Origin of the sequence: Billgrantia campisalis (assembly GCF_022341425.1) — a bacterium.
GTDB lineage: Bacteria > Pseudomonadota > Gammaproteobacteria > Pseudomonadales > Halomonadaceae > Halomonas > Halomonas campisalis.
In genome coordinates, this window is the sequence record NZ_JABFUC010000009.1 from 90,047 (window position 1) to 112,348 (window position 22,302).

Genomic DNA, 22,302 nt, shown 5'->3' on the forward strand with positions numbered 1-22,302 from the left:
TGTCAACAAGGCAATATCGTCAATGTACTTTACATAGCAAAAAAAGTAAATGAAACAAGATGGCGCTGCCCCAACGGACAGCGCCGTTTCTATATCGTGGAACACATTTACAAAAACCCCGCCTCCGCAAACGATTGATACCCATCGCCGCCAACCACCACATGGTCGATGACCCGGACCTCCACCAGGCCCAGTGCTTCCTTCAGGCGCTGGGTGATGCGCCGGTCCGCATCGCTGGGTTCGGGATCGCCCGAGGGGTGGTTGTGGACTAGGATCACTGCGGCGGCGTTCTGCGCCAGAGCTCGCTTGACCACCTCGCGGGGGTAGACGTTGGCCGCGTCGATGGTGCCGCGGAACAGCTCCTCAAATTTGATCACCCGATGCTGGGTGTCGAGGAAGATGGCACTGAACACTTCGTGCTCGTAATCCTGCAGCAGGATCTGCAGGTACTCGAACGCCAGCGCCGGCTGGGTGATCTTGCGTCCCCGGGCCAGGCGGCGGCGGGCAAAGGCCTGAGCGATGCTCAAGAGCTCCGCTTCGGTGACCGGGGCGGTGACGTGATAGGTGCCGGCGACTTCGCCGGCACTCAGCTTGCGATGGTGCATGGTGTCTCTCCTCAGGCGGCCATGACCATGGCCATGCGGCGCTCCAGCTCCTCATAGAACGCCTCCACTCGCTCGGCGATGGTGCGGATCATCACCTCGTCCCGATACGCTCGTTTTACGAAGAGCGGCATGCCAGGCCAGTAGCTGACGAAGTCGATCCACTCCCGTTCACTGACCCAGAGGCCGCCCTGGCACTGAGCGACATGCTCCTGAGGCACCTCGCCATCCAGCAGCAGTTCGATCTGGATCTTGGGCAGCTTGGTCTTGATCTCGGCAAGGCCGTTGCTGTCCACCAGACAGTCAGGGGAGTAGCCCACCCCGTGATTGAGGATGATGCCGACCTGCTCTAGGCGGGGCAGGCCAGTCGCCTCCTGATAGAGCTCCCTTGCCACCGGCTCCAGCTCATGGCCGCGCTGGGTATGGGCATTACCTTGGAAGGCATCCGAGGGTTCCCCGGTGATCCGCTCACCGATCAATTGATGCATGTAGCTGATGGCCCCGGTGCCGAAGCCTCCAGGCCCCTTGCCCTTGACCAACAGGGTCTTCAGCTCGGACATGGTGACGATGCCGAGACGGGCGGCGTGCCACTCGGGCGTGCCCTGTTCTAGTGTCAGGATCTGCATGACGATCTCCTTGGTGACATGACGGCATAGCGGCGAGGGCAGACCCCTCGCCGTTTGTCAGTGACGTTGATGGTTGGGTAGGACCCGCTTCTGCAGGGAGGCGCGTAGCTTGTCGAAATCACTGCGGGGGACCCGCTCGACGTCGCCGTACTTGCCGACGAACCACTCCTGGGTGGTGACGGGACAGGCAGTGATCAGCTGCTTGAGCTGAGCCGCCTGGAATGCGGTGACCACCTTCACCGCTGGCGCAGCACCGTGGCCGTTATCGTCCTGTCCGCGGGTGGTGATGTTGAGCAGTGCACACAGCACGTAGCGCTTGCCATAGCTGGTGGAGGAGCCAAACGCCTGCACGGCGTTCTTGTTGCCACTCACATCCGCCGGCAGCAGCATGCTGGTCTCTTCCCGATGCCCCTCCTGATGCATCAGTACGCCGGTGACCTGGATGCCCCGCTCCTGGGTCTGAATGCGGAAGCTCACCGCGAAGCCGTGGTGCTGCATGATGGGTCGCACGGTGTCGACGATGTCCTCGAGCGTGGCATAGCCGCCGTTGTTGCCCTGACCTCGCTCGACGATGCTGGGTAGCTCCGTCTGCATGGCTGCCATGGCGGCGCTGTAGGCCATCAGTGCCTGACGGTCGAGGACACGCTCCTGCATCTGCAGCAGGCGCTCCATCTTGTCGATATCGACGTCGGGGTTAAGCGCTGCTCGCTCGATCACCTGGATGATCGCCGTGCTCTCCTGCAGCGGCTGGGGTGACTGACGGGGCGATAGCGGAGTGTTGTTCTTGCCGTGCTCGGGATGAATGGGCGTTGCCATGGTGATCTCCTTACAGGTAACGATGGATGACGTCATGGAGCTGATCCGCCGGGACCGGCTCCAGCGACACGACCACGCGGTAGACCTGGCCCTTGGCCAGCACGTGGGTGTGGGTTTCTCGCTCACCGGCACCCAGCAGCTGACGAGTCAACTGGGTCAGGGCGCGGCAGATCTCGAATGGCATGGGGGGTTGCATAAGCACCTCCAGAAACACAAACGCCCGGCCTTTTGAGGGGCCGGGCGCTATGCCTTGATGGGATGGGGAATCAAAAGAGGATGGAATAGACCGCTTAGGACCACCGACAGCGATCAGGCAACCAGTGCCATCGCCGACTCCAGGGCCTTGTCCTTGAGGCTGGCCCCCTGGCCGAACCAGGCAGAGTCCATGCGGTAGTCGTTGCTGCGTGCCCGCTTCTCGTGGTCGACATACTCGGTGATGGCGTTGAGCAGACCCCAGGCCGTGCCCTGCGCGGTGCACAGCTGAGAGCCACGCCCTTCGCCGTGGTAAAGCTTCTGGACGCGGTTGAGGGCACGGTAATTGGGTAGCTTGGAAGGGTCGTCCAGCGGCGCCTCGGTATTGCAGATCACCGACTGGAAGTAGGCCTGCACTTCCTCCTGGCTGACCTTGCGCTCGGCCAGGGTCTTGATGCGGTACATGAAGTCATCCCACTGAGCGACCGAGATCCCCAGCTGCTGCTTGACTCGCTCCGGATTGAACTCGGTGCTGTGGGGCACCTTCACGCCCTGTGCCATGCCATCCACGGCAATGGTCAGGGTGTTGTTGCAGACCACGCGTACCGAGGTGGGCGTCGCCACGGTGGCCAGCGAGCCATCGCAGGACGTCGCCAGCAGCAGGTAGGCGTTGACCTGGTCCTGCCCCTTTAAGGCAGTGCCCAGCCCACTGCGGGCCAGTGCCCAGAACTTTCGACCGCCCTTGAGCACGCCTGCCGTCTCCAGTTCATAGCCGGCGTACTCGGTCAGGTCGCGGTAGAACTCCAGCACCTCCTCAGGCTGGACCACCTTGTAGCGCTGTGAGACCACCGACAGAGGTGCCCGGGTATCCGAGCGATAGAGCACTTTCTGCTCCGGGAAGGAGTGGATGCTGCCTAGGTGTCCCGCGCCATCGGCGATGAAGCGCACCGGTGATTCCTCGATGTGCCAGTCCATGCCGGCCTGCTGCCGCCAGACCTCCAGGGGTTGATGACGTGACAGTTGCTGCCCCAGGCCGTGCCAGGGGGTATCGCCAACGTAAGCCATATGTTCGATCAGATGTGCCATGGGAAATCTCCTCAACGAAAAAAGCCGGCAGATCGCCGGCGGGTTAAATTAGGGGGAAGGAAAAGGGGTCAGTTCAAAACGCGGAAGGCATGGCCACAGCCCCAGCACAGCCAGGGTGTGCCCTCGCCAGGCGGAAACAGGTGCTGAACCATTTGATGCCCGGCAGCCGCTCCGGCGATGCCGCCTGAGGTGGCAGCCATCACCGCAGTGGCGACTCGGCTGAGCGGGAACAGAGCCGAGGTGGCCAGCAGACGACTGGGCGAGTTCAGCGACGCATAGGCGCCCTTGAGAGAGCCGGCCAGGGCACCGGCAGCGGTTCCCAACTTCCGGGCGGTCTCGAGGTGGATGACACGCTGCGAGGTACAGCGCGAGCAGGGTGGGGGCATATCAGATCTCCTGTGCCGATGTAAAAGCCCGGGGAGGACTCAGCTCAAGGGAGTGATATATATCTCAAAAAAGTTTACTGACCTGCGCGATAATCTGAGCGAGTTACAAGCAGCATGAACTCGTGCATATCTCATTGAAAAAATTAGGATTATTTTTTTGAGTTTTCAGGTAGGTTTAGCCCCTCCCCCACCTGGCGACCTCCCGCATGGGGAGCGGGATCAGCCCTCCTCCGGCACCACACTATTCGGAGCCTTTCTTGACGGTTTAGTAATATGCAATGGTAAAAGGATATAAAAATAGGCCTGGGGAGGAGGCCACTAAGCCGACGACCGACCCCTATCCAACCTACCGAGGAGAAGAAATGAATCCGCTAAAAGCGGAAGACCCCATACGGCTTTTATGGCGTTAAAGAACGCCTAACATGAACAGCCCTAACCTGCATGGCTCTGGCCACACCATGGTTCGACATACTGCTTACCTACCCACCAGAGCGAGTTCTTTTCATTGAGACAATGCTGGCGCTTTAGGAGCGCAGCATAGCTTGGCGTCACCTGCCTTTATTCCTATTTTCTTTTTCCAATAACGACCTTCCTCTGGGGACAGAACACGGCCTTCACGCCGTGGGCATGGCCGTGGATGGAGGTTAAGGAGCGATGTCATGATCTTGCCTTTCACAGTCGGGAAACGTCCCCGTAAACGTCACCCTGAGTGTCCTGACCTGCTGCTGTACTGGGAAAACCACTACCGCACAATGCCTGTGCAGTCCCAGCTAGGGCCACTGATCACCAACTACCTAGAAACGACGTACCGCGTCATGACCCAGGCCCGTAGCAGCTGCACACGCCTGCTGGCAGTGCGCCTTGATCTGCGCTTCCCTGCTGAAATGCCGGTGGGGCCACTCCATGCCGATAACGGCGTCATCAGCCGTTTTTTGTATTTCCTCCGATCCGAGCTTGATGATGCCGGTCTCAAGTACCCTCATGACCTGCGCTACGTGTGGTGCCGGGAACAACACAAGAGCGATAAACCTCACTACCATCTGCTCCTGCTTTTCAATGGCGATGCTTATTTCAGCATCGGCGACATGCGCCCCTCTTCTGACGGCGGATATCACAACCAGAACCTGTTTCACCGGATCGTACGGGCCTGGTGCCGGGCCATGGGCTGGCCCTCAGACGCCATGCAAGGGCTAGTGCATGTAGCCAGGGACACCCTCACCGGTGGGCTCTACGCGCAGCACTTCCATAGCAATGATCACGCGACCTTCGCCGAAGTCTTCTATCGGGCAAGCTACCTCTGCAAAGCGCACTCCAAGCCAGTCGGTCAGGGTGTGCACTGCTTCGATGGAAGTCGGCGGTGAGCTGAGACCTCTTATGACCCTATCGGGAGTCGGTGCTAACGATTCACCATGTCATTTTTACAGAGAGGCATTGTTTTCTTTGCTAAAATCGCTATTATAGCGAAAATAGCATGGGTTTTGTACATAAAAATGTTAGATATTGATGCTTGTGAGGGCGCAGCGCGCCTCCCTCCCTTGGGCACTCAAGAAGGGGAGTGGCCTGCTTACGACGAACATTCTCGCTTTGAGTCCATGACCCAAGAGGTCGCTCAACACGTCGAAGTGGTACCTGAAATGGCACGCACGGCGGCGCTATCGGCCATGGCAGTCGCCTGCCAAGGCGTAGTGGACGTCGCCTTTCCCAACGGAAACATCATTCCCACATCGCTCTACCTGCTCACTATTGCGGAAACAGGCGAACGAAAAACGGCGTTAGAAAAATGGTTTTTTCAGCCAATAAGAGATTTCCAAACTGCTAAAAAATCCGACATCGACCACCAGATAAAAACCTACAAAAGGCAGCTAAAAAACTGGCAGAGTGCTGAGAAATCACTTACCAAGCAATGGACAAAAGCCTTTGAGAGCGGCGCATCAACCGAGGAGATTGAACAACGCCAAACTGCGCTAGACGACAACAAACCTGAGCCACCGCGCGACTATCAATTAGTTTATGAGAATGTTACGCCTATCGCGCTGGCCTATGGTCTCTATGACAACATCCCCATGGCATGTCTTTTGTCAAGTGAGGCTGGCAGCATTTTAGAAGGTAAAGCAGTGGACGACTTGCCGATGCTCAACGGCATGTGGAGTGGGTCACCACTTAGCGTTACCCGTCGCACTTCGCCAAGCTTTACCCTCAACGACCCAAGACTAACCGTGGCCCTCATGGCGCAACCAAAGGTCATTGATCGATTTTTGGAGAAGCGCGGCGAAGAGGCAATGGACAATGGCTTTCTGTCCCGCCTATTGGTTATAAAACCTACATCTCTGATTGGATCGCGAGAGGGGAAAGGCCGAGCTATCGACAGCTCTATTTTGAACGATTTCCACCACCGCGTCTCGACGCTTCTCGAAGAATCGTTTGATATATTAGAGCGAAATGATCGAAAGCGCAGTGTCTTGGAGCTCACACCGTCGGCCAAAGAACATTGGCAATATCTTCAACTTCAAACAGAGCGCGCGATGGTTGAGCATGGCCTTTACTACCATGCACGCGGCCATGGCGCTAAGCTCATGGACAACGTGACGCGAGTTGCCGCGATTATCCATACCTTTGAAGGCTATGAAGGGGGTATCGACACGGCACTGCTGGATTATGCGTGGAGGTTTTGCCAGTGCTATTCCCACCAATTCCTACAATACCTGGCCGGCGAACCAGAGATCGTGACAGCAACTAACCAGCTAATAAAAGAGATTCGCCGATTAGGGGATTCTCATGACAGTGAAGAATACCATATTAAGAAATCTCTCCTATCCCAGAAAGGACGTGGCACGCACCTTAGAAGGCCAACTCACTTAAAGGCCGCCATCAGACTGCTGACTCAGCTTGGACATCTACAGGAAGTAACCCGGGGAAACTTGCGGTTTTCAGAAACGATTATTGGAAATGAAGCGCCTGAATTAAAAAACGGCATCGACTATCACTTAGAACAAATACCGAGATACGACGAGCAAGTTTACTTCTTCGAAAGAGGTGGCAGGTACAGTGGCTATAAACGAAAGGAATAGACCAACCTCATCGATCTTTAATTGCGATTGTTCTACCCAATGCGTGGCAATCATGAGCCAACATCATCGCTCCCGCGTCACCGCAATGCCCGACATACGCAGCGTCGTGACCCGCTCTGATAGTTGTCCTTGCCCCGCTCGTAGGCCAATGCCTGCAGGGCGACCTTGCAGCGGCAGGCCGGACAAAGCTCTCCTCCGGCAAGTAAGGCGTCTAAGGTGCACCGGTACGCCCCTAGCGGGAACAGTGGTCGCGGTATGCCAGGCTCAGCAACGCCACCGGTGTCAAGACCGTACAAGCGAACCCGCAGCTGATGGCCAATAAGCCAGAGAGGGCACCGAGTAGCAGACTTTGCCCATCGTAAAGCCACCGGAGGACGTCATCCTCACTAGGATCTCATCGCACGTTGCCGGGGCAGTGGCTGCACAATGCCTGAACACTGGCAAGCAGGGATGCCCGTTCGCTCACAATTGACAGAAAGGGTGAAACTGGACACAAATGCACAGAACCAATACCTTAATGCATTGAAAAACCGCATCGCGTGCGCCAAAGGCTACCTGCTCATGAATGAAGAGACATCGATTGCTACACGACTTCGCAAGCTCATGGAGGAGCAGGGGCTTGGAGAGAACGAGCTGGCCAGACGTTCCCATGTACCACAGCCGACCATCCACCGCATATTGACCGGCGCCAGCAAGTCACCAAGAATCAACAATTTGGAGAAGATCGCTGGTGCATTAGGAACCTCAGTGACTTATCTGGCTCATGGGGGGAGGCACCAGGCTGGCACAGCATCTGTGGGCAAAGCAGGGATCTTACCAGCGATAGCCAACGTCGCTAGCGGTCTTTTCAGCACCGGGCGGGCGGATTCAAGCCCACCACTGTATCAATACCCAATTCTCTCCCTCAGTGACATCATCCCTTCTGCTCAAGCACGAAAGGCTTTAACCTCTCAGCACTGGCAAGTCGAGCCAAGCGGCCACAAGGCCCAGGACCAGGCTTTTTGGCTAAAAATTCAAGGGGATGCTATGTCGGCACCCACTGGGGCCTCGCCCAGCCTGCCTGAGGGTACGCTCGTACTGCTCGACACAGGTTTGCCTGCATCTCCAGGAAAGCTGGTTCTCGCCACCCTACCGGACAGCCCGAAGCCGACTTTTCGGCAACTAATAGAAGATAGCGGCTCTCAGTATCTGAAACCTCTAAACCCAGCTTACCCATTGATTTTATTGAAGAATTTATCCCAGGTAATAGCTGTCGCCGTGGAAGCAAAGACGCATTTATAACCCCCCTCCTCTGGTATGCCCAGCCAATACGCGCCTCATCAATACACAAATGCATTGATCTATTAATGCGTTTTGGTATTATTGCTCTCAGCAACGCCTACCAATGACCCCCCCACAGAGCGGAGGAGAAGAAAAATGGTAGAGGAGCTGCTTCGGCCCGAGCAGGTCGCTAATTGGCTGGGCATGAGCCCGAGCTGGGTGTACGGCAACAAGCACCGCATCGGTTTCGTTCAGATCGGAAGTGCGGTTCGCTTTGAGCGAACCGCAGTGGAGATGTACGCTGAGAGCTGCAAGCGCGGCCCTCAGGCTGAGGAACGCGACACATGGGAATTACCGTCAGATACAGGGAAAAGAGGAACCGGTGGGTGGTCACGGAAACGTACCACGGTCACCGATATCAACGAACGTTTGCGGGGAATCGAGAGGGGGAACGACAGGCGCGGGAGTACGCAGCGAAGCGCCAGGCAGAGCTGAACGAAGCAGCTTTCCAGGGTGAGGCCATGGGGCGCCAACCACGGCGCACCTTCATCGAGGGACTCGAGCGATGGATCGACGAATACGACGTGGCCAGTCAGGCGAAGGCAATCCGCCCTGTGGCTCGCTACATGGGCGACAGGGTGCTGCTCGGCATGGACAGCGTCGACAAGGCTCGCGAGATGGCCCGAGACCTTCGCAAGCAAGGGCGAACGCAGAGCACCATCAACAACCATCTGCAGGTGGTCAAGCGAGTACTGAACCTTGCCTATCGGGAATGGGGGTGGCTGGATCGCCCCTTGGGCGACAAGATCCGCAAGAAGATGCCGAAGAACGAACGGCACGTGTACCTGACCATCGAGCAAGTGAGTCAGCTGCTACAAGCCATCCCCGATCACTCGATTGTCGAGAAGCGGGTGATCGCCCTGGCAGCGCTCACCGGGCTGCGCCAGGGCGAGCTGTTGGCTCTGGATCCGCAGAACGTCCACGGTGGTCGCATTCTGCTGCGACCAGACCAGACGAAGAGCGGCAAAGCCCGGGTGGTGCCGGTACCGGAGGACGCCCGGGTATGGCTGGAAGAGCTACCGTTCGCGACAACCTACTCTCGCCTGCGAACGGTGTGGGAACATGCCCGCCAGGCCGTGGGGCGGCCCGATCTGCGCTTTCACGACCTGCGCCACAGCTATGCCAGCATGCTGGCCCAGGCCGGCGAGAGCATGACCACTGTGCGCGATCTGCTGGGGCATTCCAGCCTGATCGTCACCAGCCGCTACTCGCACATGTTCGATGCGGGTCTGGACGATATTGGCTCCCGCCTGCCGAGCTTGAGCGGGGCCTTCTGCGACCAAACTGCGACCACACACTAGAAAGAGGGAGGGTAGAAACGCAAACAGCCGCTCGTAAGCGACTGTTTTTCAAGTGGTACCGGCGGTCGGACTCGAACCGACAAGGGCTTGCACCCGGCGGATTTTGAATCCGCTGCGTCTACCAATTCCGCCACGCCGGCAGCGCGAGCGCATTATACGCGGCGGATGCCACAGGTCAATCGAGGCGCCTGACGACGACGCGGTTTTTGGGTATCCTTGCCGGCTTGTCCGGCTGTCTGCCAGCCGCTTCGATCGCCCCACTTCTGCGGACCCCGACCTGCCATGCAGCGCGCCGATTTCCATTACGAGCTTCCCGACGAGCTGATCGCCCGCTATCCCTCCGAACAGCGCAGCGACTGCCGCCTGCTATGCGTGGAGGGCGCCAGCGGCGAGCTGGCCCATCGACGCTTTCCCGATCTGCTCGAGCTGCTCGAGCCCGGCGACCTGCTGGTGTTCAATGACACCCGGGTGATTCCCGCGCGCCTGCACGGCCACAAGGCCAGCGGCGGCCGGGTGGAGCTGCTGCTCGAGCGGCCGTTGGACGCCCACCGCGGCCTGGCCCACCTGCGCGCGAGCAAGTCGCCCAAGCCGGGCACCGAGCTGATCCTCGAAGGCAATATCCGCGCCGTGGTGGAGGGGCGCCGCGAGGCGCTGTTCGAGCTGCGCTTCCTCGGCGAGACGCCGCTGGTCCAGCTGCTGGAGCAGCACGGCCATATGCCGCTGCCGCCCTATATCGACCGCGAAGACGAACTCGCCGACCGCGAACGCTACCAGACCGTCTACGCCCGCCGCGACGGTGCCGTGGCGGCCCCCACCGCCGGGCTGCATTTCGATGAGCCGCTGCTGGAGCGGCTTGCCGAGAAGGGCGTGGAGAGCGCCTTCGTCACCCTGCACGTGGGCGCCGGCACCTTTCAGCCGGTACGCGCCGAGGATATCCGCGAGCACCAGATGCACAGCGAGTGGATCGAGGTCAGCGAGGCCGTCTGCCAGCAGGTGCGTGCGACACAGCGTCGCGGCAACCGCGTGGTGGCGGTGGGCACTACCAGCGTGCGCTGCCTGGAGAGCGCCTGCGCCAAGAGCGCGAGCGGCGAGATCGCCCCCTTTAGCGGCGAGACCGATATCTTCATCTACCCGGGCTATGAGTGGTGCTGCGTGGATGCCCTGATCACCAACTTCCATCTGCCCGAGTCGACGCTGCTGATGCTGGTAGCCTCCTTCGCCGGCTTCGAAACCACCATGGCCGCCTACCGGGAGGCCGTTGCCGAACGCTATGCGTTCTTCAGTTATGGCGATGCCATGTATTTAACCCGCAGGACGCTCTGAGCGCTCCGGCATGCCTGGTTCGAGAACGAGACTTCCATGCGTAACGACTGCTTTATGACCTTCGAGCACCTGGCCAGCGACGGCCGGGCGCGCCGCGGCCGGCTGACCTTCCCCCGCGGCACCGTGGAGACCCCCGCCTTTATGCCGGTGGGCACCTACGGCACCGTCAAGGGCATGACCCCGGCCTCCGTGGAGGAGATCGGCGCCGAGATCATCCTCGGCAACACCTTCCACCTCTGGCTGCGCCCCGGCACCGACGTGATCGAGGCCCACGGCGACCTCCACGATTTCGCCCAGTGGGAACGGCCCATCCTCACCGACTCCGGCGGCTTCCAGGTCTTCTCCCTGGGCGAGATGCGCAAGATCACCGAGGAGGGCGTGCACTTCCGCTCGCCGGTGGACGGCGCCAAGGTCTTCATGGGGCCCGAGGAGTCCATGGCGGTGCAGCGCTCGCTGGGCTCCGACGTGGTGATGATCTTCGACGAGTGCACCCCCTACCCGGCCACCGAGAAGGAGGCCGCACTCTCCATGGAGCGCTCGCTGCGCTGGGCCAGGCGCTCCCGGGACGCTCACGGCAGCTCCCCCTCCGCGCTGTTCGGCATCATCCAGGGCGGCATGTACCCGGCGCTACGCCGGCGCTCCCTGGAGGGCCTGCTGGAGATCGGCTTCGACGGCCTGGCCATCGGCGGACTCTCGGTAGGCGAGCCCAAGGAGGAGATGATCGGGGTATTGAACTATCTTCCCGACTGGATGCCAGAGCACTATCCCCGCTACCTGATGGGCGTGGGCAAGCCCGAGGACCTGGTCGAAGGGGTTCGCCGCGGCGTCGACATGTTCGACTGCGTGATGCCCACCCGCAACGCCAGAAACGGCCATCTGTTCACCGCCGAAGGCACCGTCAAGATCCGCAATGCCAAGCACCGCCACGATACCCGACCGCTGGAAGAGGGCTGCGACTGCTACACCTGTCAGCACTTCTCGCGGGCCTACCTGCACCACCTGGACCGCTGCGGCGAAATGCTCGGTTCGATGCTCAACACCATCCACAACCTACGCCACTATCAGCGGCTCATGGCCGGTTTGCGCGGTGCCATCGAAGCGGGTACATTGGCGAACTTCGTGGAAGGCTTCTATGCGCAGCGCGGGCTGCCGATACCTCCCGCACCGAATTGATCCGTGGCCGGTGACCCGGGCCGGGCGCCCGGCAGCAGCCAGCGGCGACCCCGCCTGACGACCTTGCGGACCACCCCGTTTCAGACAACCTAGGAGACGCACTTTCATGCTGGATTTCTTCATCTCACCGGCCTACGCCCAGGACGCCGGGGCCGGCAGCGGCATGGCCCAGATCGTCATGCTGGTCGGTTTCGTCCTGATCTTCTATTTCCTGCTGTGGCGCCCCCAGTCCAAGCGCGCCAAGCAGCATCGTGAGCTCATCGGCAGCCTCTCCAAGGGCGACGAGATCGTCATCGGTGGCGGCCTGGTGGGACGCATCACCAAGGTCAGCGACGAATTCATCAGCATGGAAATCTCCGACGGCACCGAGGTCAATGTACAGAAGAGCGCCGTGGCCGCCGTGCTGCCCAAGGGCACCATCAAGTCCATCTGACTCTGTCGCCCCACGCCCTTGCCGAATGGCCCTGCCCGGGCCGGGTAACGGCGAGGGTCGGACAGCGGCCGCTGCCCCCGGCGCCCTCGGGCCGCCGGGGCACGCGGCCGCGCTGTCGTTGCGCTAGCCCCTTTTACGGCAACCCGTTCTCAGCCATCTCGTTTCAGCAACCAAGGGCAGGGCTCTCATGCTCAACCGTTTCCCCCTCTGGAAGTACCTGCTGATAGGCATTGTGCTGCTGGTAGGCCTGGTCTACTCGCTGCCCAATCTCTACCCGGAAGACCCCTCCATCCAAATCAGCAGCGCCCGCGGTGACGCCACCGTCGATGCGGGCCAAATCGAGCGCATCGAACAGTCGCTACGCGATGCCGGCATCGCCATCAAGGCCGTCGACAGCGACGACACCCGCGTGCTGATCCGTCTCGAAGACACCGACGACCAGATTCGCTCCCGGGACATGATCGACGACATGCTCGGCAACGACTATGTGGTGGCGCTCAACCTCGCCGACTCGACCCCGGAATGGCTGCAGGCGCTTGCCGCCTCACCCATGACCCTGGGCCTGGACCTGCGCGGCGGGGTGCACTTCCTGCTCGAGGTGGACATGGACGCCGCCCTGACCCAGCGGCTGGAAGTCAACGCCAGTGCCATGCGCGAGCAGTTGCGCAGCGAGCGCATCCGCTATCGCGGCACCGAGGTCGAAGAGCGCACCCTGATCTTCACCTTCGCCAACGAAGAGGACCGCGACGCCGCGCGGCGGCTGATCAGCCGCGAGTTCCGCGACTTCGACTACGCCAGCGAAGGCGACGGCCGCGGGGCGCGCCTGGTGATGACCCTCACCGACACGGCGGTCAACGAGATCCAGGACTACGCGGTCAACCAGAACCTCACCACCCTGCGCAACCGGGTCGACGAGCTGGGCGTGGCCGAGCCCATGGTGCAGCGCCAAGGGCCGGATCGCATCGTGGTCGAGCTGCCGGGCGTGCAGGACACCGTGGCGGCCAAACGGGTCGTGGGCGCGACCGCCAACCTGGAGTTCCGCCTCGAGGCGCGTCCCGACACCCCGGACATCGAGACCGAAACCTTCGCCTTCCGCAACGCCCCCAATCGCACTGCCGACCTGATGCGCGACGTGATCATCACCGGCGACAGCGTCTCCAGCGCCTCGCGCAGCTTCGACGAGAACGGCCGCCCCCAGGTCAATATCAACCTGGACGGCACCGGCGGCACCCTGATGAACCGCGCCACGCGCACCAATATCGGCCGCAACATGGCGGTGCTGTTCATCGAGCACAAGACCCGCGACCGGGTGGTCATCGAAGACGGCGAAGAGGTGGAGATCCGCGAGCCCTACACCGAGCGCGGCCTGATCAGCCTGGCGACCATCCAGAGCGCCCTGGGCAACAGCTTCCGCATCACCGGGCTCGACTCGCCCACCGAGGCGGCCGAACTCGCCCTGCTACTGCGCTCCGGCTCGCTGGCCGCGCCCATCTACTTCGTCCAGGAGCGCACCATCGGCCCGAGCCTCGGCGCCGAGAACATCAAGCGCGGCGTGATGTCGGTGCAGATCGGGCTGCTGCTGGTGGTGGCCTTCATGCTGATTCGCTACAAGGTGTTCGGCCTCTTCGCCAACGTGGCCCTGGCGCTGAATCTGACCCTACTGATCGCTGCCATGTCGATGCTCGGCGCGACCCTGACCCTGCCGGGCATCGCCGGCATCGTGCTGACCCTGGGCATGGCGGTGGACGCCAACGTCCTGATCTTCGAGCGAATACGCGAGGAGCTTCGCGGTGGGCTGTCGATCCAGCAGGCGATCCATGCCGGCTACGAACGCGCCTTCACCTCGATCCTCGACGCCAATATCACCACGCTGCTGGTGGCGGTGATCCTGTTCTCGATCGGCACCGGGCCGGTCAAGGGCTTCGCCGTGACCCTGTCGCTGGGGATCATCACCTCGCTGTTCACGGCACTTTTGGTGACCCGCTCGATGGTGAACCTCACCTACGGCGGCAAACCGGTCAAGAAGCTGTGGATCTAAGGCTCTCCAACATGAGGTGGTTATGAAAGCCCTCGTCAATCGACAGTTCGACTTCATGGGCAAGCGCCGGGCCGCCTTCGCGATCTCGGCCGCGCTGATCCTGGTGTCGATCCTCTCGCTGCTGTTCCAGCAGCTCAATCTGGGACTGGACTTCACCGGGGGGACCCTGGTGGAAGTGCGCTACGCCGTGGCGCCCTCGCTGGAAGCGGTACGCCAGACCCTGGAAGCGGCCGAGTTCCGCGACGTCTCGGTGCAGACCTTCGGCGCCTCCACCGAGGTGCTGATTCGCCTGCAGCAGGCCTTCGACCCCGAGGTCGGCGACCGCGTGGTCCAACTGCTGCGTCGCGACGGCACCGAAGTGGAGCTGATTCGCGCCGAGTTCGTCGGCGCCCAGGTCGGCGAAGAGCTTCGCGACCGCAGCGGCATGGGCCTGCTGGTGGCACTCGGCATCGTGATGCTCTACGTGGCCTTCCGCTTCCAGTACAAGTTCGCCATCGGCGCCCTGCTGGCGCTGATGCACGACGTGATGATCGTGGTGGGCATCTTCTCGCTGTTCCAGCTCGACTTCGACCTCACGGTACTGGCCGCACTGCTGGCGGTAATCGGCTACTCGCTCAACGACACCATCGTGGTCTACGACCGCATCCGCGAGACGATCCGCAAGTCGCGCATCGACGACATGCCGGCGATCTTCAACGAAGCGATCAACCTCACCCTGTCACGCACGCTGGCGACCTCCGGTACCACCCTGCTGGTGCTGATGGCGCTGCTGCTGCTGGGCGGCGACATGATCCACCACTTCTCGATCGCCCTGATCCTCGGCGTGATCGTCGGCACCTTCTCCTCCGTCTACGTGGCCGCAGCCCTGCTGCTCGCCGTGAAGCTGGAGCGCAAGGACCTGATCCCGCCCAAGAAGGAGGACGCCGAGGCCGAGGAGGAGCTGCCCTAGCCACAGCTGGAAGCTGGATAGCAGCCCTAAACGAAACCGCCCCCATGGCCATGCCATGGGGGCGGTTTTTCTTCCAGCTTCCAGATTAAGGCTTCTAGCTTAAAAGTGCGGCTTGAGCTGCTGCACCAAGGCCTTGTAGAGACGCGGCCCAGCGGCCATCAGCAGCCCCTCGGTCTCGATGGCGGGCTTGCCGTCGGGGGTGCCCATCAGCGCACCGGCCTCCTTGAGCAGCAGGCTGCCGACCTGCCTGTCCTGCTCCTCCAGCCCCAGCACGAAGGCGGCGTCGACGCGACCGGCGGCCAGCTCGGCCATGTCCAGCAGGCCGCTGCCGCTGGCCAGCTGGGTCTCGACCTGGGGACCGAGCTGCTGGATCAGGGTCAGGTAGCTAGGCAGATGGCGCGCGCGCAGCGCGCTTTCGGGCAGGCTCATCGCCAGGCGCGCCCCGCCGATGGTGGTGGTCTTGGGCACGCGAATGCGCTTGCCGTTGTGCTGGGCACCGCGGCCGCGGCTGGTCAGGTATTCGTCGTCGCTGAAGGGGCAGATCACCACCGCATGCTCCGGGCGTCCCTTCACCAGGCAGACCAGCGACAGGGCAAACCCCTTGCCGGCCACGCCCAGGCTGGAGTAGCCGTGGAAGGGCTCGATTCGCCATTCGATGTCCTGCCCTTCGCCCTCGCCGGCGCGATAGGGGGTGAAGCGGCCGGCAATGGCGTGCTGCGGGTAGCCGCGGCTGAGCTGACGAGCGATCAGGGTCTCGGCGTTGCGTGCGGCGTCCTCGAGCAGGCGCTCGAGGTTGTGTTCCTCGTGGGCATTCTCGATACGTTCGCGAATGCGCAAAAACTGTTCGGCGGCGCTGCGCGTGGCGCGCAGCGCGAATTGGACCATCGGATGCATGATCGGGCCTTGGAGCGTGTCGGTGGTGTTAAAGAACGGAGCGGTTCGTCTGAACGGGTCGGCGCGAATCCTAGCAGAAGCACGCGACGAGCGCCATCGGCCTCGAACCTCGAACCTCGAACCTCGAACCTCGAACCTCGAACCTCGAACCTCGAACCCGGCATGCTAGACTCCCTCACTTACCGTTCCACCAGCCTCACGAGAAGCCCCATGCTCGAGCGCATCCGCATCGTTCTGATCGGCACCAGCCACCCCGGCAACATCGGCGCCACCGCCCGCGCCATGCACAACATGGGACTGGCCGACCTGGCCCTGGTGGCGCCGCGCTGCGAGCCGCTGACCAGCGACAGCATCTCGCGCGCCTCGGGCGCCGACAGCATCGTCCATAGCGCTCGGGTGGTCGCGACCCTGGAGCAGGCGGTGAGCGACTGCACCCTGGTGGTGGGCGCCAGCGCCCGCTCGCGGACCCTGCCCTGGCCGATGATCACCCCCCGCGAGCTGGGGAGTCGACTGCCTGCCGAGCTGGCCGATCCCGGGGCGCACCTGGCACTGGTGTTCGGCCGCGAGGACAGCGGCCTGACCAACGCCGAGCTGCAGCGCTGCCACGCCCATGTGCACATCCCCACCAATCCGGACTTCAGCTCGCTGAATCTGGCCGCCGCCGTGCAGGTGCTGGCCTACGAGTGCCGCCTGGCCTGGCTGGCGGGCCAGAACGCGGAACAGCCGCAGGACGAAGAGCCACACCAGCCGCTGGCCAGCCACCAGGAACTCGAGCACTACTTCGCCCACCTGGAGCGCACCCTGGTCGCCATCGGCTTTCACGACCCAGCCCTGCCGCGGCAGCTGATGGCGCGGCTGCGCCGATTCACCCTGCGGGCCCGCCCCGAGCGCATGGAGCTCAACATCCTGCGCGGCATCCTCTCGGCCACCGAGAAGCAGGCCCGGCAGTCGTCCACCACCGGCGACGAGGGCGAACCCAAGCCTTGAAGCCGACACCCGGCGCCCCCAGTTAATGAGCGTTACCTCCGGCTGCCGAACATCCTGTCACACGCCCCGCCACCCAAGGACCGCCGCATGTTTCAACGACTGCGCGAGGACATCAACAGCGTATTTTCCCGCGACCCCGCCGCCCGCAACTTCCTGGAAGTGCTGACCAACTATCCCGGCCTGCACGCCCTGCTGCTGCACCGCCTGGCCCACTGGCTATGGCACAAGCGGCTCAAGTGGCTGGCCCGCACGCTGTCGACCTTCTCCCGCTGGTTGACCGGCATCGAGATTCATCCCGGCGCCCGTATCGGCCGGCGCTTCTTCATCGACCACGGCATGGGGGTGGTGATCGGCGAGACCGCCGAGGTCGGCGACGACGTCACCCTCTATCAGGGGGTGACCCTGGGCGGCACCAGTTGGCACAAGGGCAAGCGCCACCCCACCCTGGAGGACGGCGTGATCGTCGGCGCCGGCGCCAAGATTCTCGGCCCCTTCACCGTGGGCGCCGGCGCCAAGGTCGGCTCCAATGCGGTGGTCACCAAGGCGGTGCCGGCCGGCGCCACGGTGGTCGGCATTCCCGGCAAGATCGTGCAGCGCACCGAGCCCGACACCGCCGAAGAGCTCGCGGTCGACCCGGAGCGCCGCGAGGCGATCCGCCGCAAGTTCGGCTTCGACGCCTACGGCGTCAGCGAGGACATGCCGGACCCGGTGGCGCGCTCCATCCAGGCAATGCTCGACCACATGCACGCCGTGGACGAGCGCATCGAGCGCATGTGCAGCACCTTGCGCAAGCTCGATGCGGGCTACCGCGACGGCCGGCTGCCGGAGCTGCGCGACGAGGACTTCGCCGAGATCCTCTCCGACGTGGAGCGCTGCTGCGGCCCCCAAGAGCCCCCCGCCGCCCAGGATCGACACGCCAACGGCGACGCGGATGGCGAAAAGCGCCACAAGCAGGGCAATGGTTGACCGCGGCGCTTGGGCTTTACCATAATGGGTGGTCGATTCCCGCGGCCAGCAACCAGGCCGCCTCGCTCATCGAGCAGCAGCCCGCCACCCGGCGCCGAGGTACGCTCTCATGCGTTTAACGAGCCCAGCATGCGTTTGACCACCAAGGGGCGCTACGCCGTCACCGCCATGCTCGACCTGGCCCTCAACGCCGAGAAGGGGCCCACCAGCCTGGCCGACATCTCGCGCCGCCAGGAGATCTCGCTGCCCTACCTCGAGCAGCTGTTCGCCCGCCTGCGCCGCGCCGAGCTGGTCACCAGCGTGCGCGGCCCCGGCGGCGGCTACCTGCTGGCGGTGCCTGCCGAAGCGCTGTCCATCGCCCGGGTCATCGATGCGGTCGACGAGTCGGTGGATGCCACCCGCTGCCAGGGGCTTTCCGACTGCCAGCAGGGCGACACCTGCCTGACCCACCACCTGTGGTGCGACCTTTCCGAACAGATCCGCGGCTTTCTCGACGGCATTACCCTGGCCCAGCTGGTCGACAACGGCGAGGTGCAGCGTATCGCCGCCCGCCAGCGGCAGCGCTGCCGGGACAGCGATACCATCCTGTCCTCACCGCCCTGAGCCCGCCGACGCCCAGCGACCCATGACAGCCCCTGAACCGGAGACTCCCGCGAGCCCATGAGCGCCCTCGTCTACCTCGACTATGCCGCCACCACACCGGTCGACCCGCGCGTCGCCGAGGTCATGGCCCGCCATCTGACCCTGGACGGCATCTTCGCCAATCCCGCCTCGCGCAGCCACATGCTGGGCTGGCAGGCGGAGCAGGCCGTGGAGAGCGCCCGCCGCCAGGTCGCCGACCTGATCGGTGCCGACCCGCGCGAGATCGTCTGGACCAGCGGCGCCACCGAATCGGACAACCTGGCGCTGATCGGCTTCATGCGCGCCAATCGGGAGCGCGGGCGCCACCTGGTCACCTCGACGATCGAGCACAAGGCGGTGGTCGACACCGCCAAGGCGCTCGAGGCCGAGGGATTTGAGGTGACCTGGCTGACCCCGGGCCGCGACGGCCGGGTGACACCCGACCAGCTACGCGACGCCATGCGCGACGACACCGCCCTGGTGTCGCTGATGGCGGTCAACAACGAGCTGGGGGCGATTCATGACCTGGCGGCGCTGGCCGAGGTGGCCCATGCCGGCGGCGCCGTCTTCCACGTCGATGCCGCCCAGGGCGTGGGGCGCATCCCCCTCGACGTCAGGGCACTGGATATCGACCTGATGTCGCTCTCCGGCCACAAGGCGTACGGCCCCAAGGGTGTGGGCGTGCTCTACGTGAAGCGCAGCCCCGACCTGCGCCTGGAGGCGCTGATCCACGGCGGCGGCCATGAGCGCGGCATGCGCTCCGGCACCCTGCCCACCCACCAGATCGTCGGCATGGGCGAAGCCTTCGCCCTGGCCGCCGCCGAGGGCGAGGCCGACCAGGCGCATATCACCAGGCTACGCGACCGCCTGCTTGATGGCCTCTCGGGGCTCGACGGCATCCACTGCAACACCGACCCGACGGTCTCGGTTCCCAATATTCTCAACCTCGCCTTCGAGGGCGTCGACGGCGAGTCGCTGCTGATGGCACTGCGCGAGATCGCCCTGTCGACGGGGTCGGCCTGCAACTCGGCCAGCGTCGAGCCATCCTATGTATTGAAGGAGATCGGCGTCCCGCGTCGCCTGGCGCTGGCCTCGCTGCGCTTCAGCTTCGGCCGCTTCACCACCGACGCCGATATCGACAGGGCCCTGGATGCCCTGCACCATGCACTGCCGGGGCTGCGCCGCTAGCCTCGTTAACCTGCAGGAGATTGACCATGGCACAACTTTCGATCACCACCGCCGCCGCCGACCAGATCCGCCGGGTGCTCGAGGAGCGTGGCCACGGCCTGGGCCTGCGTGTCTCGGTCAAGCCCAGCGGCTGCTCCGGCTACAGCTACGTGCTCGACTTCGCCGACGAGCCGGCCGCTAACGACGCCACCTTCGAGGAGCACGGCGTGACCGTCTTCGTCGCCCCCGAGGCGCTGGAGATGCTCGACGGCAGCGAGGTCGACTACGTCAGCGAAGGGCTCAACCGCTTCTTCCGCTTCAACAACCCCAACGTCAAGGACCAGTGTGGGTGCGGCGAGAGCTTCACGGTCTAAAGCCACCGCATTGCCGTGAGGGGCGGCCTGTCGACGGATCAGCCCCTCGCATTGCCGCCACTCTAGGTGACGACGATTGTTCAACGCCGCCCGGCGGCGCTATAATACGCGCCCAGCCGGCACCGGCCGCACCGTTTCACGCATCGCGCGCCGCCCTCGCTCCCTAGGGAGCCAGGGGCGGCGCGGCGCTATCTGCAGCGAACGCCTTCATCTCGGCGGGAAAACCGCCTCACCACTTGTCAATTCGGAGACACGCCCATGGCTACCCAGCGTACCCTGTCCATCATCAAGCCCGACGCCGTTGCCAAGAACGCCATCGGCGAGATCATCTCTCGCTTCGAGAAGGCCGGCCTCAAGGTCGTGGCCGCCAAGATGCTCAAGCTCGATGACGACAAGGCCGGCGGCTTCTACGCTGAGCACAAGGAGCGCCCCTTCTTCAAGGACCTGGTCGGCTTCATGACCTCCGGCCCGGTGGTGGTACAGGTGCTGGAAGGCGAGGACGCCATCGCCAAGAACCGCGACCTGATGGGCGCCACCAACCCCAAGGAAGCCGCGCCGGGCACTATCCGCGCTGACTTCGCCGAGACCATCGATGCCAACGCCGTGCACGGCTCCGACTCGCCGGAATCCGCCGAGCGCGAGATCGCCTACTTCTTCCAGGACAGCGAGATCTGTCCGCGTTGAACCAGGCCCCGGGCGGGAGCCAAGCTCCCGCCTCCCATGCCGTTTTCCCTCCCTCGACCCGCTGACCGCCATGACCGCTGATACCGCCCCCCAGAAAGCCAACCTGCTCGGCATGACGCGCGAGGAGCTGGAAGCCTTCTTCCTCTCCATCGGCGAGAAGAAGTTCCGTGCCGCCCAGGTCATGAAGTGGATTCACCACGAAGGCTGCGACGACTTCGAGGCCATGACCAACCTCTCCAAGGCGCTGCGCACGCGCCTGGCCGAGGTCGCCGAGATCCGCGGCCCCGGGGTGGTCTACGAAGGCACCTCCAGCGACGGCACCCGCAAGTGGGTACTGGAAGTGGAGGACGGCAGCTATGTCGAAACGGTGCTGATCCCGGCCGAGAACGGCAAGCGCCGCACCCTGTGCGTGTCGTCCCAGGTCGGCTGCTCGCTGGACTGCAGTTTCTGCTCCACCGGCAAGCAGGGCTTTCAGCGCAACCTGACCGCCGCCGAAATCATCGGCCAGGTGTGGGTCGCCAGCAACAGCGCCGGGCCGCGCAAGGACACCGCCAACCGCCCCGTCACCAACGTGGTGATGATGGGCATGGGCGAGCCGCTGATGAACTACGACAACGTCGTGCCGGCCATGAAGCTGATGCTCGACGACAACGGCTACGGCCTCTCCAAGCGTCGGGTGACGCTCTCCACCTCCGGGGTGGTGCCGATGCTCGACAAGCTCGGCGACGAGCTCGACGTGAGCCTGGCGATCTCGCTGCACGCGGCCAACGACACGCTGCGCAGTGAACTCGTACCGCTCAACCGCAAGTACAATATTCGCATGCTGCTCGACGCCTGCCAGCGCTACCTGGCCAAGTGCGACGACACGCGGATGGTCACCATCGAGTACACCCTGATCAAGGACGTCAACGACCAGCAGGAGCATGCCGAACAGCTCGCCGCCCTGCTCAAGGAGCTGCCGTGCAAGATCAACCTGATCCCCTTCAACCCCTTCCCCCACTCGGGCTACGAGAAACCCTCGCGCAACCAGACGATGCGTTTCCAGCAGTGGCTCTATGAGCTGGGCTATACGGCGCCGATCCGCACCACCCGCGGCGACGATATCGATGCTGCCTGCGGCCAGCTGGTGGGCCGCGTGAAGGATCGCACGCGCCGCCATGAGCGCTATATTCGTTCGATCCAGATCGACGCCGACTGAAGTCGGCAGCCGCCTTGACTTCAACCCGGCACAGCGCTTTGATGAACAGGCTTTTACCGGCCACCCGGGCTGCGACCATTGCCAGACGGCCGCTAGCC

At 63.1% G+C, this 22,302-nt stretch carries 23 protein-coding genes and 1 tRNA gene; 16 read left to right on the top strand and 8 right to left on the bottom strand.

Annotated features, from left to right (window positions below; genetic code table 11):
* Nucleotides 1-107 precede the first annotated feature (107 nt).
* The 6 genes from radC to HOP52_RS12265 all read right to left on the bottom strand — a co-directional run bounded on the left by radC (nucleotide 108) and on the right by HOP52_RS12265 (nucleotide 3,708).
* Nucleotides 108-605: a RadC family protein gene (radC, locus tag HOP52_RS12240; RefSeq protein ID WP_238977673.1), complete on the bottom strand. Its 498-nt coding sequence runs from the start codon at nucleotides 603-605 to the stop codon at nucleotides 108-110.
* Nucleotides 606-616: 11 nt separating this feature from the next.
* Nucleotides 617-1,228, bottom strand: coding sequence for a lambda exonuclease family protein (locus HOP52_RS12245; protein WP_238977674.1), 612 nt, complete (start codon nucleotides 1,226-1,228; stop codon nucleotides 617-619).
* Between the two features lie 57 nt (nucleotides 1,229-1,285).
* Complete coding sequence (locus HOP52_RS12250) at nucleotides 1,286-2,044, bottom strand: ERF family protein (protein WP_238977675.1); 759 nt, start codon at nucleotides 2,042-2,044, stop codon at nucleotides 1,286-1,288.
* Between the two features lie 10 nt (nucleotides 2,045-2,054).
* The gene (locus HOP52_RS12255) at nucleotides 2,055-2,240 is read right to left on the bottom strand and encodes a hypothetical protein (protein ID WP_238977676.1); all 186 of its coding nucleotides are present in this window, start codon (nucleotides 2,238-2,240) and stop codon (nucleotides 2,055-2,057) included.
* A 113-nt stretch (nucleotides 2,241-2,353) separates the two neighbouring features.
* Complete coding sequence (locus HOP52_RS12260; RefSeq protein WP_238977677.1) at nucleotides 2,354-3,322, bottom strand: DUF932 domain-containing protein; 969 nt, start codon at nucleotides 3,320-3,322, stop codon at nucleotides 2,354-2,356.
* A 68-nt stretch (nucleotides 3,323-3,390) separates the two neighbouring features.
* A complete protein-coding gene (locus HOP52_RS12265) occupies nucleotides 3,391-3,708 on the bottom strand; it encodes a hypothetical protein (RefSeq protein WP_238977678.1) in 318 nt (105 codons plus the stop codon).
* 659 nt (nucleotides 3,709-4,367) lie between these two features.
* On the opposite strand from HOP52_RS12265, the gene HOP52_RS12270 reads away from it, so the two are divergent.
* The 4 genes from HOP52_RS12270 to HOP52_RS12285 all read left to right on the top strand — a co-directional run bounded on the left by HOP52_RS12270 (nucleotide 4,368) and on the right by HOP52_RS12285 (nucleotide 9,397).
* Nucleotides 4,368-5,069, top strand: coding sequence for a YagK/YfjJ domain-containing protein (locus HOP52_RS12270; protein WP_238977679.1), 702 nt, complete (start codon nucleotides 4,368-4,370; stop codon nucleotides 5,067-5,069).
* Nucleotides 5,070-5,117: 48 nt separating this feature from the next.
* Entirely contained in the window at nucleotides 5,118-6,776 is a 1,659-nt protein-coding gene (locus HOP52_RS12275; RefSeq protein WP_238977680.1) for a YfjI family protein, read from the top strand.
* Between the two features lie 480 nt (nucleotides 6,777-7,256).
* Nucleotides 7,257-8,057: a S24 family peptidase gene (locus HOP52_RS12280; protein ID WP_238977681.1), complete on the top strand. Its 801-nt coding sequence runs from the start codon at nucleotides 7,257-7,259 to the stop codon at nucleotides 8,055-8,057.
* A 323-nt stretch (nucleotides 8,058-8,380) separates the two neighbouring features.
* Nucleotides 8,381-9,397: a tyrosine-type recombinase/integrase gene (locus tag HOP52_RS12285; protein ID WP_238977682.1), complete on the top strand. Its 1,017-nt coding sequence runs from the start codon at nucleotides 8,381-8,383 to the stop codon at nucleotides 9,395-9,397.
* A gap of 53 nt (nucleotides 9,398-9,450) precedes the next feature.
* Here HOP52_RS12285 and HOP52_RS12290 read toward each other — a convergent pair.
* Nucleotides 9,451-9,537 (bottom strand) — tRNA-Leu (locus HOP52_RS12290).
* A gap of 142 nt (nucleotides 9,538-9,679) precedes the next feature.
* On the opposite strand from HOP52_RS12290, the gene queA reads away from it, so the two are divergent.
* The 5 genes from queA (at nucleotide 9,680) to secF (ending at nucleotide 15,313) form a co-directional block, all read left to right on the top strand.
* Nucleotides 9,680-10,720 carry a tRNA preQ1(34) S-adenosylmethionine ribosyltransferase-isomerase QueA gene (gene queA / locus HOP52_RS12295; protein ID WP_238977683.1) on the top strand — a complete coding sequence of 347 codons (1,041 nt, stop codon included), beginning with the start codon at nucleotides 9,680-9,682 and terminating at the stop codon, nucleotides 10,718-10,720.
* Nucleotides 10,721-10,774: 54 nt separating this feature from the next.
* A complete protein-coding gene (tgt, locus tag HOP52_RS12300; RefSeq protein ID WP_238977775.1) occupies nucleotides 10,775-11,893 on the top strand; it encodes a tRNA guanosine(34) transglycosylase Tgt in 1,119 nt (372 codons plus the stop codon).
* Between the two features lie 106 nt (nucleotides 11,894-11,999).
* Complete coding sequence (gene yajC / locus HOP52_RS12305; RefSeq protein ID WP_238977684.1) at nucleotides 12,000-12,326, top strand: preprotein translocase subunit YajC; 327 nt, start codon at nucleotides 12,000-12,002, stop codon at nucleotides 12,324-12,326.
* A gap of 187 nt (nucleotides 12,327-12,513) precedes the next feature.
* Nucleotides 12,514-14,364, top strand: a complete 1,851-nt coding sequence (gene secD, locus HOP52_RS12310; protein ID WP_238977685.1) for a protein translocase subunit SecD — start codon at nucleotides 12,514-12,516, stop codon at nucleotides 14,362-14,364.
* Between the two features lie 22 nt (nucleotides 14,365-14,386).
* Nucleotides 14,387-15,313: a protein translocase subunit SecF gene (gene secF / locus HOP52_RS12315; protein WP_238977686.1), complete on the top strand. Its 927-nt coding sequence runs from the start codon at nucleotides 14,387-14,389 to the stop codon at nucleotides 15,311-15,313.
* A gap of 99 nt (nucleotides 15,314-15,412) precedes the next feature.
* On the opposite strand, the gene HOP52_RS12320 is transcribed toward secF, so the two are convergent.
* Nucleotides 15,413-16,207, bottom strand: a complete 795-nt coding sequence (locus HOP52_RS12320; protein WP_238977687.1) for an inositol monophosphatase family protein — start codon at nucleotides 16,205-16,207, stop codon at nucleotides 15,413-15,415.
* Between the two features lie 210 nt (nucleotides 16,208-16,417).
* Here HOP52_RS12320 and trmJ point away from each other — a divergent pair, with 210 nt between their 5' ends.
* The 7 genes from trmJ (at nucleotide 16,418) to rlmN (ending at nucleotide 22,204) form a co-directional block, all read left to right on the top strand.
* A complete protein-coding gene (trmJ, locus tag HOP52_RS12325; RefSeq protein WP_238977688.1) occupies nucleotides 16,418-17,194 on the top strand; it encodes a tRNA (cytosine(32)/uridine(32)-2'-O)-methyltransferase TrmJ in 777 nt (258 codons plus the stop codon).
* A gap of 87 nt (nucleotides 17,195-17,281) precedes the next feature.
* On the top strand, nucleotides 17,282-18,160 hold the full coding sequence (cysE, locus tag HOP52_RS12330; protein WP_238977689.1) for a serine O-acetyltransferase: 879 nt from the start codon (nucleotides 17,282-17,284) through the stop codon (nucleotides 18,158-18,160).
* A 129-nt stretch (nucleotides 18,161-18,289) separates the two neighbouring features.
* Nucleotides 18,290-18,763, top strand: coding sequence for a Fe-S cluster assembly transcriptional regulator IscR (gene iscR, locus HOP52_RS12335; protein WP_238977690.1), 474 nt, complete (start codon nucleotides 18,290-18,292; stop codon nucleotides 18,761-18,763).
* Between the two features lie 57 nt (nucleotides 18,764-18,820).
* Entirely contained in the window at nucleotides 18,821-19,969 is a 1,149-nt protein-coding gene (locus HOP52_RS12340; protein WP_238977691.1) for an aminotransferase class V-fold PLP-dependent enzyme, read from the top strand.
* Between the two features lie 26 nt (nucleotides 19,970-19,995).
* The gene (locus HOP52_RS12345) at nucleotides 19,996-20,322 is read left to right on the top strand and encodes a HesB/IscA family protein (RefSeq protein WP_238977692.1); all 327 of its coding nucleotides are present in this window, start codon (nucleotides 19,996-19,998) and stop codon (nucleotides 20,320-20,322) included.
* 258 nt (nucleotides 20,323-20,580) lie between these two features.
* Nucleotides 20,581-21,006 carry a nucleoside-diphosphate kinase gene (gene ndk, locus HOP52_RS12350; protein ID WP_238977693.1) on the top strand — a complete coding sequence of 142 codons (426 nt, stop codon included), beginning with the start codon at nucleotides 20,581-20,583 and terminating at the stop codon, nucleotides 21,004-21,006.
* A 70-nt stretch (nucleotides 21,007-21,076) separates the two neighbouring features.
* Nucleotides 21,077-22,204: a dual-specificity RNA methyltransferase RlmN gene (rlmN, locus tag HOP52_RS12355; protein WP_238977694.1), complete on the top strand. Its 1,128-nt coding sequence runs from the start codon at nucleotides 21,077-21,079 to the stop codon at nucleotides 22,202-22,204.
* Nucleotides 22,205-22,302: the final 98 nt, after the last annotated feature.

Coding starts and splice junctions, on each gene's coding strand:
- queA (WP_238977683.1), top strand. CDS start 9,680: ATGCAGCGCGCCGATTTCCATTACGAGCTTCCCGACGAGCTGATCGCC.
- trmJ (WP_238977688.1), top strand. CDS start 16,418: ATGCTCGAGCGCATCCGCATCGTTCTGATCGGCACCAGCCACCCCGGC.
- HOP52_RS12340 (WP_238977691.1), top strand. CDS start 18,821: ATGAGCGCCCTCGTCTACCTCGACTATGCCGCCACCACACCGGTCGAC.
- HOP52_RS12285 (WP_238977682.1), top strand. CDS start 8,381: ATGGGAATTACCGTCAGATACAGGGAAAAGAGGAACCGGTGGGTGGTC.
- HOP52_RS12275 (WP_238977680.1), top strand. CDS start 5,118: ATGTCATTTTTACAGAGAGGCATTGTTTTCTTTGCTAAAATCGCTATT.
- secD (WP_238977685.1), top strand. CDS start 12,514: ATGCTCAACCGTTTCCCCCTCTGGAAGTACCTGCTGATAGGCATTGTG.
- HOP52_RS12245 (WP_238977674.1), bottom strand. CDS start 1,228: ATGCAGATCCTGACACTAGAACAGGGCACGCCCGAGTGGCACGCCGCC.
- iscR (WP_238977690.1), top strand. CDS start 18,290: ATGCGTTTGACCACCAAGGGGCGCTACGCCGTCACCGCCATGCTCGAC.
- ndk (WP_238977693.1), top strand. CDS start 20,581: ATGGCTACCCAGCGTACCCTGTCCATCATCAAGCCCGACGCCGTTGCC.
- HOP52_RS12320 (WP_238977687.1), bottom strand. CDS start 16,207: ATGCATCCGATGGTCCAATTCGCGCTGCGCGCCACGCGCAGCGCCGCC.
- HOP52_RS12250 (WP_238977675.1), bottom strand. CDS start 2,044: ATGGCAACGCCCATTCATCCCGAGCACGGCAAGAACAACACTCCGCTA.
- HOP52_RS12345 (WP_238977692.1), top strand. CDS start 19,996: ATGGCACAACTTTCGATCACCACCGCCGCCGCCGACCAGATCCGCCGG.
- HOP52_RS12260 (WP_238977677.1), bottom strand. CDS start 3,322: ATGGCACATCTGATCGAACATATGGCTTACGTTGGCGATACCCCCTGG.
- yajC (WP_238977684.1), top strand. CDS start 12,000: ATGCTGGATTTCTTCATCTCACCGGCCTACGCCCAGGACGCCGGGGCC.
- tgt (WP_238977775.1), top strand. CDS start 10,775: ATGACCTTCGAGCACCTGGCCAGCGACGGCCGGGCGCGCCGCGGCCGG.
- cysE (WP_238977689.1), top strand. CDS start 17,282: ATGTTTCAACGACTGCGCGAGGACATCAACAGCGTATTTTCCCGCGAC.
- rlmN (WP_238977694.1), top strand. CDS start 21,077: ATGACCGCTGATACCGCCCCCCAGAAAGCCAACCTGCTCGGCATGACG.
- HOP52_RS12265 (WP_238977678.1), bottom strand. CDS start 3,708: ATGCCCCCACCCTGCTCGCGCTGTACCTCGCAGCGTGTCATCCACCTC.
- HOP52_RS12255 (WP_238977676.1), bottom strand. CDS start 2,240: ATGCAACCCCCCATGCCATTCGAGATCTGCCGCGCCCTGACCCAGTTG.
- secF (WP_238977686.1), top strand. CDS start 14,387: ATGAAAGCCCTCGTCAATCGACAGTTCGACTTCATGGGCAAGCGCCGG.
- HOP52_RS12270 (WP_238977679.1), top strand. CDS start 4,368: ATGATCTTGCCTTTCACAGTCGGGAAACGTCCCCGTAAACGTCACCCT.
- radC (WP_238977673.1), bottom strand. CDS start 605: ATGCACCATCGCAAGCTGAGTGCCGGCGAAGTCGCCGGCACCTATCAC.